The sequence below is a fragment of the Vibrio sp. 10N.261.55.A10 genome (assembly GCF_041470825.1).
Taxonomy (GTDB): Bacteria; Pseudomonadota; Gammaproteobacteria; order Enterobacterales; family Vibrionaceae; genus Vibrio; species Vibrio crassostreae_C.
The window spans coordinates 92,617-101,139 of the sequence record NZ_JBFRNC010000054.1 but is presented as its reverse complement, the minus strand read 5'-3'; the positions used below and the strand labels follow the sequence as shown (position 1 = coordinate 101,139).

At 46.3% G+C, this 8,523-nt stretch carries 8 protein-coding genes; 3 read left to right on the top strand and 5 right to left on the bottom strand.

Features of this window, described 5'->3' with window-relative positions; translation table 11 throughout:
- Positions 1-70: 70 nt before the first annotated feature.
- From thiI to pomA, 3 genes are all read right to left on the bottom strand, one after another.
- On the bottom strand, positions 71-1,519 hold the full coding sequence (gene thiI, locus AB4274_RS17095) for a tRNA uracil 4-sulfurtransferase ThiI (protein WP_017060776.1): 1,449 nt from the start codon (positions 1,517-1,519) through the stop codon (positions 71-73).
- Positions 1,520-1,837: 318 nt separating this feature from the next.
- Positions 1,838-2,785, bottom strand: coding sequence for a flagellar motor protein MotB (locus tag AB4274_RS17090; RefSeq protein ID WP_017060777.1), 948 nt, complete (start codon positions 2,783-2,785; stop codon positions 1,838-1,840).
- A 12-nt stretch (positions 2,786-2,797) separates the two neighbouring features.
- A complete protein-coding gene (pomA, locus tag AB4274_RS17085) occupies positions 2,798-3,562 on the bottom strand; it encodes a flagellar motor protein PomA (protein ID WP_017060778.1) in 765 nt (254 codons plus the stop codon).
- Positions 3,563-3,859: 297 nt separating this feature from the next.
- On the opposite strand from pomA, the gene xseB reads away from it, so the two are divergent.
- From xseB to dxs, 3 genes are read left to right on the top strand one after another with little or no spacing between them, the layout of a single operon-like run.
- Positions 3,860-4,102, top strand: a complete 243-nt coding sequence (gene xseB / locus AB4274_RS17080; protein ID WP_004734405.1) for an exodeoxyribonuclease VII small subunit — start codon at positions 3,860-3,862, stop codon at positions 4,100-4,102.
- A 20-nt stretch (positions 4,103-4,122) separates the two neighbouring features.
- Entirely contained in the window at positions 4,123-5,007 is an 885-nt protein-coding gene (gene ispA, locus AB4274_RS17075) for a (2E,6E)-farnesyl diphosphate synthase (protein WP_372112700.1), read from the top strand.
- 21 nt (positions 5,008-5,028) lie between these two features.
- A complete protein-coding gene (gene dxs / locus AB4274_RS17070; RefSeq protein ID WP_372112699.1) occupies positions 5,029-6,912 on the top strand; it encodes a 1-deoxy-D-xylulose-5-phosphate synthase in 1,884 nt (627 codons plus the stop codon).
- 119 nt (positions 6,913-7,031) lie between these two features.
- Here dxs and pgpA read toward each other — a convergent pair whose 3' ends face one another.
- Together pgpA and thiL are read right to left on the bottom strand one after the other, a co-directional pair.
- Complete coding sequence (pgpA, locus tag AB4274_RS17065; protein ID WP_017060782.1) at positions 7,032-7,538, bottom strand: phosphatidylglycerophosphatase A; 507 nt, start codon at positions 7,536-7,538, stop codon at positions 7,032-7,034.
- On the bottom strand, positions 7,538-8,512 hold the full coding sequence (gene thiL / locus AB4274_RS17060; RefSeq protein ID WP_017066823.1) for a thiamine-phosphate kinase: 975 nt from the start codon (positions 8,510-8,512) through the stop codon (positions 7,538-7,540). Before thiL ends, pgpA begins: the two co-directional genes overlap by 1 nt.
- Between the last annotated feature and the right edge of the window lie 11 nt (positions 8,513-8,523).

Below are 8,523 nucleotides of genomic sequence, written 5' to 3'. Positions count from 1 at the left end.
CTTTACGGGGTCACTTCACTTTTTTCAGTAAGCGGCTTTGCAAAATGATTAACGGTTGGTCAATACACCACTACGGGCGGTAAACCTTAACGTTATGGAAGCCTTGCTCTTGTAGGTAAAGCGCCTGTAGACGGCTCATTACACCACGGTCACAGTACAGCAAGTACTCTTTCGCTTGGTCTAGGTCGCCAAACTGAGTCGAAAGCTTGAAGAATGGGATGTGTTTAATTTCAACACCCTCAATCTCTAGTGGGCTTTCGTCTTCTTCTTCTGGGCTACGGATATCAAGAACGATAGCGTGCTCAGCAACAGCTTGAACTTGTTCAACTTCAGGCGCTTGCTCTTGGCTCTCTTTCTCGATGTCACGGATATCCATAACACGAGCGTTCTCGATCACTTGATCCAGCACTTCAAAGTTAAACTTAGCTTCTTCTGCTTCCAGTTTACCTTTCTTCGCTTTCACTGTTGGTTTCTTAGAGATAACACCACAGTACTCAGGCATTACTTTAGCGAAGTCTTCAGTACCGATGATACGAGAAAGGTCAATGATGTCTTCTTTGTCCCAGTTGATAAGCGGACGAAGAATCAAAGTATCTGTCACGTTGTCGATGTGGCGAAGGTTAGTTAGCGTTTGGCTAGAAACCTGACCAAGTGCTTCACCCGTTACTAGAGCTTCAATACCGAAGCGCTCTGCAACCATACCACCAGCACGCATAAACATACGCTTAAGAACAACGCCCATTTGGCCGTCTTCTACGTTCTCAAGAATTTCAGCAACTACTGGTTCGAAGTCTACAGAAATGAACTTCACTTTTGCAGATGAGCCGTATTTATTCCATAGGTAGTGAGCTACTTGCTTAACGCCAATCTCGTGCGCTGGGCCACCAAGGTTGAAGAAACAGTAGTGAACCTTAGAGCCACGTTTGATGTGCAGGTAGCTTGAAACACCAGAATCAAAGCCGCCAGAGATCAAGCTCAGTAGATCTTCTTGAGTACCAAGAGGGAAGCCACCGAGGCCTTTGTGACGAGCTAGAACTTGGTTTAGCTTGTCGTTAGCCACTTCAACCTTAACGGTTACATCAGGGTTCTTAAGTCGAACTTTCGCTGACTCAACTGCTTGGTTTAGACCGCCGCCTACGTAGCGCTCAAGTTCAATAGAGGTAAAGTCATGCTTACCACGACGCTTAGCACGTACAGAGAAAGTCTTGCCTTCAATGTCAGCACGGCTGCGTTCTAGTACTTGCTCGTAAATATCGTGCAAGTCTTTGAATTCAGACTGTTGAACTTCAAGAGAGTGGTGAATACCTGGAGTGTGAGTCAGAGCCTCTAACACTTCTGCGTAGTACTGGTCACTCTCAGACGTCACTTCAATATGATCGCGACGGTTGAATACCGCAACACTTTCACAGCGACGTTGAATAACGTTACGAATGTTGCACTCTAGAATCCTTGTGAAGCGCTTACGCACCGATTCACTTTTTACAAAAATTTCCGGATGGGGCTTAACAATAAATTTCATAGTACTTTCACAACATTAATGTTCAAAATTTTGAAAACGCTCATCGCCAAGTAAATTAGAAAATTTACACAGCACTTGAAGCAAGAATAGATCATATCTAAATCTAAGGGCGCGAATTATACATGAGAAAGTGAAGCAAGGAAAAGAGTGCTTGCTGTAACACCATCATTAAACCGCTTGTTATTAACAGTAGCAGGTTTCGAAACGACATAAATGCCGCAGAGAGAACCATTGAAGACCAGCAAACAAAAAGCCCAACCTCATTATAAGGTTGGGCTTTCGATGCTATCTGCATGCTACCGTGTGTACACGTATCGGCTATTCATTAATAACAGGCACTTCGTCACTGTAAAGCGGCTCGCCCTGCATGATGCTGATTTCAACGCGGCGGTTGAGGCTACGTTGCCATTCAGTATCGTTCGGCTCGACTGGCTCGGTATCCGCCATGCCGCGTACTCTCAAGCGTTGATGAGAGAAACCACGCACCTTTTCCATCTCTTGAGCAACAGACACTGCTCGCTGTGATGACAAGTCCCAATTAGATCGATAAAGCTCGGAATCAAGACGTTGATTATCGGTGTGCCCTGAGATTCGAACGATACCCGGAACATCTTTCACCAACTCAGCAACCTGTCTCACCAAAGGTCGGAACTTAGGCTGTAGGAAAGCAGAACCCGATGGGAATGCACCCTTCTCACGAATTCGAATCACAATCTGCTGGCCAAGGTTTTCAACTTCAATCGCGCCTTGGTCTATCTCTCGCTCCAACGCCTTCTTGATGCTTTCCATCAAGGTTTCCATCTCTTGCGATTGAGCTTCAGCTTGTTGTTGCTGTTGGTCTGACTCAGAGTTTTGATTGTCGTGAGTCGAAACCTCTGGCGACTTGCCTCCGGTCATCTTGCCTTGATCACGCATGGTACCGCCAGCACGCTCAGATTCACCTTCATGAAACTCAAGCGTTTGCTGCGTAATATCAATCGTCTGCTGCATGATCACATCAATCGGTGTCGGCTCTGGACGACCAGGTCGAAACTCTTGTGCAATGATGCTGGTGCCTTTAGGAATGTCTTTCACTTCCAAGCGGTTTTGTACACCAAACGCAAATTTCATCGAGCCAGCGATCTGTTTGAACTTCAGTACGTCCATCTCAGAGAATGAGAGCAGCAGTACGAAGAAACACATCAGCAGTGACATCAAGTCAGCAAATGTCCCCATCCATTGAGGCAATCCCGGAGGAGGACATTTACATGGATTTTCTTCATCCATCTTCAACTCCTCTTACGCAGGTTCACCATCAATCGTACGCTTACCTTCGTTTAGGTAGCTCTTCAGGTAACCATCGATTACTCGTGGGTTCTGACCATCTTGAATCGCGAGTACGCCATCCATAACCAAACGACGGTTGAGTGTCTCTTGGTCACGACGCAGCGCAAGCTTGTCGGCAATTGGGAAGAACACCATGTTCGAAAGAATCGCACCATATAGGGTGGTTAAAAGTGCCACCGCCATCGCAGGGCCGATCGCTTTTGGATCATCCATGTTAGAAAGCATGGCAACCAAGCCAACCAAGGTACCAATCATACCCATCGCGGGTGCTACATCACCAAATGCAGAGAACACCTTCGCGCCCTGCTCATGACGCTCTGTGGTTAATGCGATGTCTTTTTGCAGTGCAGCACGAACTACATCTCCATCATGGCCATCCACCAAAAGATCGATGCCCTTTTGCATGAAACTGTTGTTAATTTCCATCTCTTCCAGTGCTAAAAAACCACCTTTACGAGCCGCATCAGCCATCTCTACAACTTTCGCAATAAGATCTTCAGGCTCATCCGCTTTAAACATAAAAGCTTTGCCGGCAATCTTAGTCGCGCCAAAGAACTGTCCCATGGTGAACTTCATCAGAACAACAAACGTTGAACCACCAACCACGATCAATATGGATGTCGTGTCATAGAACATCCCGAGGCTTCCACCTAGGATCATTGCCATGATTACAAAGGCAAATCCACCAATCAAACCTATTAGGGTTGCTAAATCCACTGAGCACTCCTCATGCTTTTTTGTAGCTCTATGTCGACGATAATCTTTTTATCGGCAAGACTATAAGATCTTTTAGTAAATTCTTGGCCTAAGTATCACACTTTTGCTTTTTGTATCACAACTATTACCCGCTTCCCCGTTCTCGAGCAGTCATAAACTCGATAAAGGTGAGGTTATTAGATGAAAGTGGCTTCAAGCCTCTTAAAAACGAACTTTCTAGCAAAATTTATTGGTTACATTTGACCATCTCAACGCCCTAAGGTAACGTTCGTTCATCTTTCCAAACGCAGATTTATTATGGCTACTAAGAAACCTGAAAATATGAGCTTTGAAGCGGCAATCGAAGAGCTCGACGGCTTGGTTGATCAACTAGAAAACGGTGATCTAGCTTTAGATGATGCGCTGAAAAAATTTGAACGAGGTATCTCCCTCGCTCGTGCCGGTCAAAGCAAACTAAACGATGCTGAACAGCGTGTTAGCATCCTACTGCAAAATGATGAAAACGCAGAACTTAGTGACTTTAACCCACAACCAGAATAACGAATTGTATGAGATCCCCTATGATCGAGACTTTATTGTCTTATCAAGCACGTAATAACGAGCAACTGAACCTTTGGCTTGATCGCCTGCCACACCAAAATCAGAACCTGATCAACGCGATGCGTTATGGGTTACTTTTAGGCGGCAAACGCGCACGTCCATTTCTTGTCTACATTACAGGGGAAATGCTCGGCTGCACCGCTGAAGAACTCGACACTCCAGCATCTGCAATCGAATGTATTCATGCCTACTCTCTGATTCACGACGACCTTCCAGCAATGGATGACGATGAACTGCGTCGTGGGCATCAGACTTGTCACATCAAATACGATGAAGCAACGGCAATTTTAACGGGCGATTCACTACAAACTCTCGCTTTTACTATACTTGCGGAAGGCACATTAAGTACTGACGGTGAAAGCAATCGCGTTCGAATGATTCAACGCCTAGCAGAAGCCTCTGGTGCACAAGGTATGTGTATTGGACAAGCACTTGATATTGAAGCTGAAAACCGCTCTGTCACTCTAGAAGAGTTAGAAGAAGTTCACCGCAATAAAACGGGCGCTCTAATGAAATGTGCGATTCGTTTAGGTGCGCTTGCTGCGGGCGAGAAAGCGTTTGAAGTGATGCCTCTATTAGACAAGTACGCCGATGCCATTGGATTAGCATTCCAGGTTCAAGATGATATTTTAGATATCACTAGCGATACTGAAACTTTGGGTAAGCCACAGGGTTCTGACCAAGAATTAAACAAAAGCACCTACCCTTCTTTGCTAGGTTTAGAGGGCGCTCAAGAAAAAGCGCAAACTCTGCTACAGGAAGCGCTTCAAGCTTTGGCTGCAATCCCATACAATACCCAGTCACTCGAAGAGTTCGCCCGATACGTCATCGAGCGCAAGAACTAAGACAATAAGCGCGCATTACCTATGACTCTTGATATATCAAAGTACCCAACTCTTGCTTTGGCTGATAAGCCAGAGGATTTGCGTCTACTTCCAAAAGAGACGCTTACACAGCTTTGTGATGAATTACGTACCTATCTTCTTAACTCGGTGAGCCAGTCAAGTGGTCACTTAGCGTCAGGCTTAGGTACAGTAGAGCTAACCGTTGCTCTGCACTATGTGTACAACACGCCTTTTGACCAATTGGTTTGGGATGTTGGCCACCAAGCATACCCACATAAGATTCTTACTGGCCGTCGTGACCGCTTATCGACTATCCGTCAAAAAGATGGACTGCACCCATTCCCATGGCGTCAAGAGAGCGAATACGACACTCTATCTGTTGGTCACTCTTCAACATCGATCAGCGCCGGACTTGGTATGGCGATCAGTGCGAAGAAAGAAGGTAAGAACCGTAAAGTCGTGAGTGTGATTGGTGATGGCGCGATTACCGCAGGTATGGCCTTCGAAGCCATGAACCACGCGGGCGATATTCACAATGACATGCTGGTTATCCTTAACGATAACGAGATGTCGATCTCTGAAAACGTCGGTGCTCTAAACAACCACCTCGCTCAAGTTCTTTCTGGCAGTCTTTACACGTCAATTCGTGAGGGTGGCAAGAAAGTGCTATCAGGCGTTCCGCCAATTAAAGAGCTCGTTCGTCGTACAGAAGAACATTTAAAAGGCATGGTTGTCCCTGGCACCATGTTTGAAGAGTTAGGCTTTAACTACATTGGTCCAATTGATGGTCACGATGTCAATGAGCTGATTAAAACGCTGAAGAACATGAGAGATCTAAAAGGTCCTCAGTTCCTGCATATCATGACGAAGAAAGGTAAAGGCTACGAGCCAGCTGAGAAAGATCCAATTGGCTACCATGGCGTACCTAAATTCGATCCTGCACATTCAAGTCTGCCTAAGAGCACCAGCTCTAAACCAACTTTCTCTAAGATTTTTGGCGACTTCCTGTGTGATATGGCCGCTCAAGATCCTAAGCTAATGGCGATCACGCCTGCAATGCGTGAAGGTTCTGGTATGGTGCGTTTCTCGAAAGAGTATCCAGAACAGTACTTTGATGTAGCAATTGCTGAGCAACACGCTGTGACGCTAGCAACCGGTATGGCGATTGCCGGTGATAAGCCAATTGTGGCTATCTACTCGACTTTCCTACAACGTGGCTACGATCAACTGATCCACGATGTGGCAATCATGGATCTACCGGTTATGTTCGCTATTGACCGTGCAGGTCTCGTCGGTGCCGATGGTCAAACACACCAAGGTGCGTTCGACTTAAGTTTCATGCGCTGTATTCCAAACATGGTGATCATGGCACCAAGCGACGAGAACGAATGTCGCCAAATGCTTTACACCGGTCACCAGCACACGGGGCCAAGTGCCGTTCGTTACCCTCGCGGTAATGGCATGGGTACTGAGATTCAAAGTGAGTTTACCGCTCTTGAGATTGGTAAAGGTCGTATCGTTCGCGAAAGCGAAAAAGCAAAAGATGGCTCGAAGGTCGCTATCCTAAGCTTCGGTACTTTCCTTGAGAGTGCACTTCAAACGGCTGATGCTATCGATGCTACAGTGGCAGATATGCGCTTTGTTAAGCCCCTCGACGAAGCTCTGATCAAACAACTTGCTGCTGACCACAATGTACTAGTGACTATCGAAGAAAACGCGATTGCAGGTGGTGCGGGTGCGGGTGTGATTGAATTCTTGATGCAAGAAAAACTACTGATGCCAGTATTGAACCTTGGCCTACCAGACAAGTTTATTGCTCAAGGTACTCAAGGTGAGCTGCATGAAGAGCTTGGCTTAGATGCGAAAGGGATTGAGAAGTCTATCACTGACTATCTTGCCAAGTAGCTTTAATACGTAAGCTCGTAAGCTCCGCAAACAAAAAAGGTTGGCCCTAGGGTCAACCTTTTTAGTATCTGCTAATTAGTTTGGTGTATCGCCAACTAAACCTTAGCCCTTCAGTTAACTCACACTAACCAACCTGCGAAATGTGCCACGGCATACAACGAAATAGCCGCCATAATACCCGCTACAATATCGTCAATCATGATACCCAAGCCGCCGTGAATTCGCGCATCTAGCCAACCAATCGGCCAAGGTTTTACCATGTCAAAGAAGCGGAAAAGCACAAAACCAGTCAGAAGCCATTTCCAGTCATCGGCAGGGATATTCAGCATAGGCACTAAGCTCATGGTGATCCAAAAGCCCGCAAACTCATCCCAAACGATAGAACCGTGGTCATGCACGCCCATATCATCAGACGTTACTTGGCAGATCTTAATACCAATAATGCAGCTTACCACCACCACGGCAACGTAAGCAGGAAACGGTAGCTGAACCAACAATAGGTACAACGGAATTGACGCAAGCGTGCCCATTGTGCCGGGAATAATAGGCGATAAGCCACTGCCAAAACCCGTTGCTAAGAAATGCCAAGGATTTTTAAGAGAAATAAGAGAAAGTGGGTTTGTCATCAATTAACCTTAAAGTGATCGTAACCAGTTAAGTTCCAGCTTAGTGGTTCACCATTATTGTGTAATTCAAAATATTCTACAGGTCTTATCTGGCCAATGCAGGTGACTTTTGTACCAGTGTGTGACAAAGCACTTTCCAGCGACCCTTTATTCTCTTCTGGTACAGTAAAGCACAGTTCGTACTCTTCACCACTCGTTAGCGCATACTGCTGAGCTGAAGTGATATCAGGAGCGAACTGACGTAACTCTGGAGAGATAGGCAGCGTGCTTACATCAATACTCGCGCCAACTTGAGAACGCTTAAGGATATGTTTTAAATCAGCAATAACGCCATCAGAGATATCAATCGCAGATGAAGCAAGGTTCACTAGAGCCTGACCCGCTAACACTCGTGGGGCGCTCACATAATGTCTCTCTTCAAGCTCAGCAGCATAGGGCTTCGCTCTGTTCTGCTCAGGGTTAAGTAACACTTCTAAGCCAGCTTTGCTGTCACCTAGATTACCTGTTACGTAAATCCAGTCGCCCACTTTCGCGCCATCTCTGCGCAGCGCTCGTCCTTCAGGAACAAAGCCCTGTACCGTCAGTGTCAGGCTTAGTGGACCTTTGGTTGTGTCGCCACCAATTAACTGAATACCAAAGTAGTCTGCGAGTTTAAAAAAGGAGTCACAGAAGGGAGCAAGCCATGCTTCATCGATTTCAGGCATGGTTAAAGCAAAAGACACCCAAGCAGGCGTCGCGCCCATTGCAGCAAGGTCACTGATATTGGAAGCCAACGCTTTGTGTGCCACCCAAGCCGGATTCGCCTCAGCTAAGAAATGGGTACCAGCCACTAAGGTGTCCGTGCTGATCGCTATCTCAACATTGCCCGGCGCTTTGACCAAAGCACAATCATCGCCAGCAGCTAGAAGAACGTCTTTACGTTGTGGTTGTCGATTTACAAAATATTTTTCAATCAGGTTAAATTCGCCAGACATCACATGCCCTA

Excerpts from the sequence above, each read along its gene's own strand:
- thiL (WP_017066823.1), bottom strand. The coding sequence starts at position 8,512 with ATGTCTGGCGAATTTAACCTGATTGAAAAATATTTTGTAAATCGACAA.
- pgpA (WP_017060782.1), bottom strand. The coding sequence starts at position 7,538 with ATGACAAACCCACTTTCTCTTATTTCTCTTAAAAATCCTTGGCATTTC.
- dxs (WP_372112699.1), top strand. The coding sequence starts at position 5,029 with ATGACTCTTGATATATCAAAGTACCCAACTCTTGCTTTGGCTGATAAG.
- AB4274_RS17090 (WP_017060777.1), bottom strand. The coding sequence starts at position 2,785 with ATGGATGAAGAAAATCCATGTAAATGTCCTCCTCCGGGATTGCCTCAA.
- thiI (WP_017060776.1), bottom strand. The coding sequence starts at position 1,519 with ATGAAATTTATTGTTAAGCCCCATCCGGAAATTTTTGTAAAAAGTGAA.
- ispA (WP_372112700.1), top strand. The coding sequence starts at position 4,123 with ATGATCGAGACTTTATTGTCTTATCAAGCACGTAATAACGAGCAACTG.
- xseB (WP_004734405.1), top strand. The coding sequence starts at position 3,860 with ATGGCTACTAAGAAACCTGAAAATATGAGCTTTGAAGCGGCAATCGAA.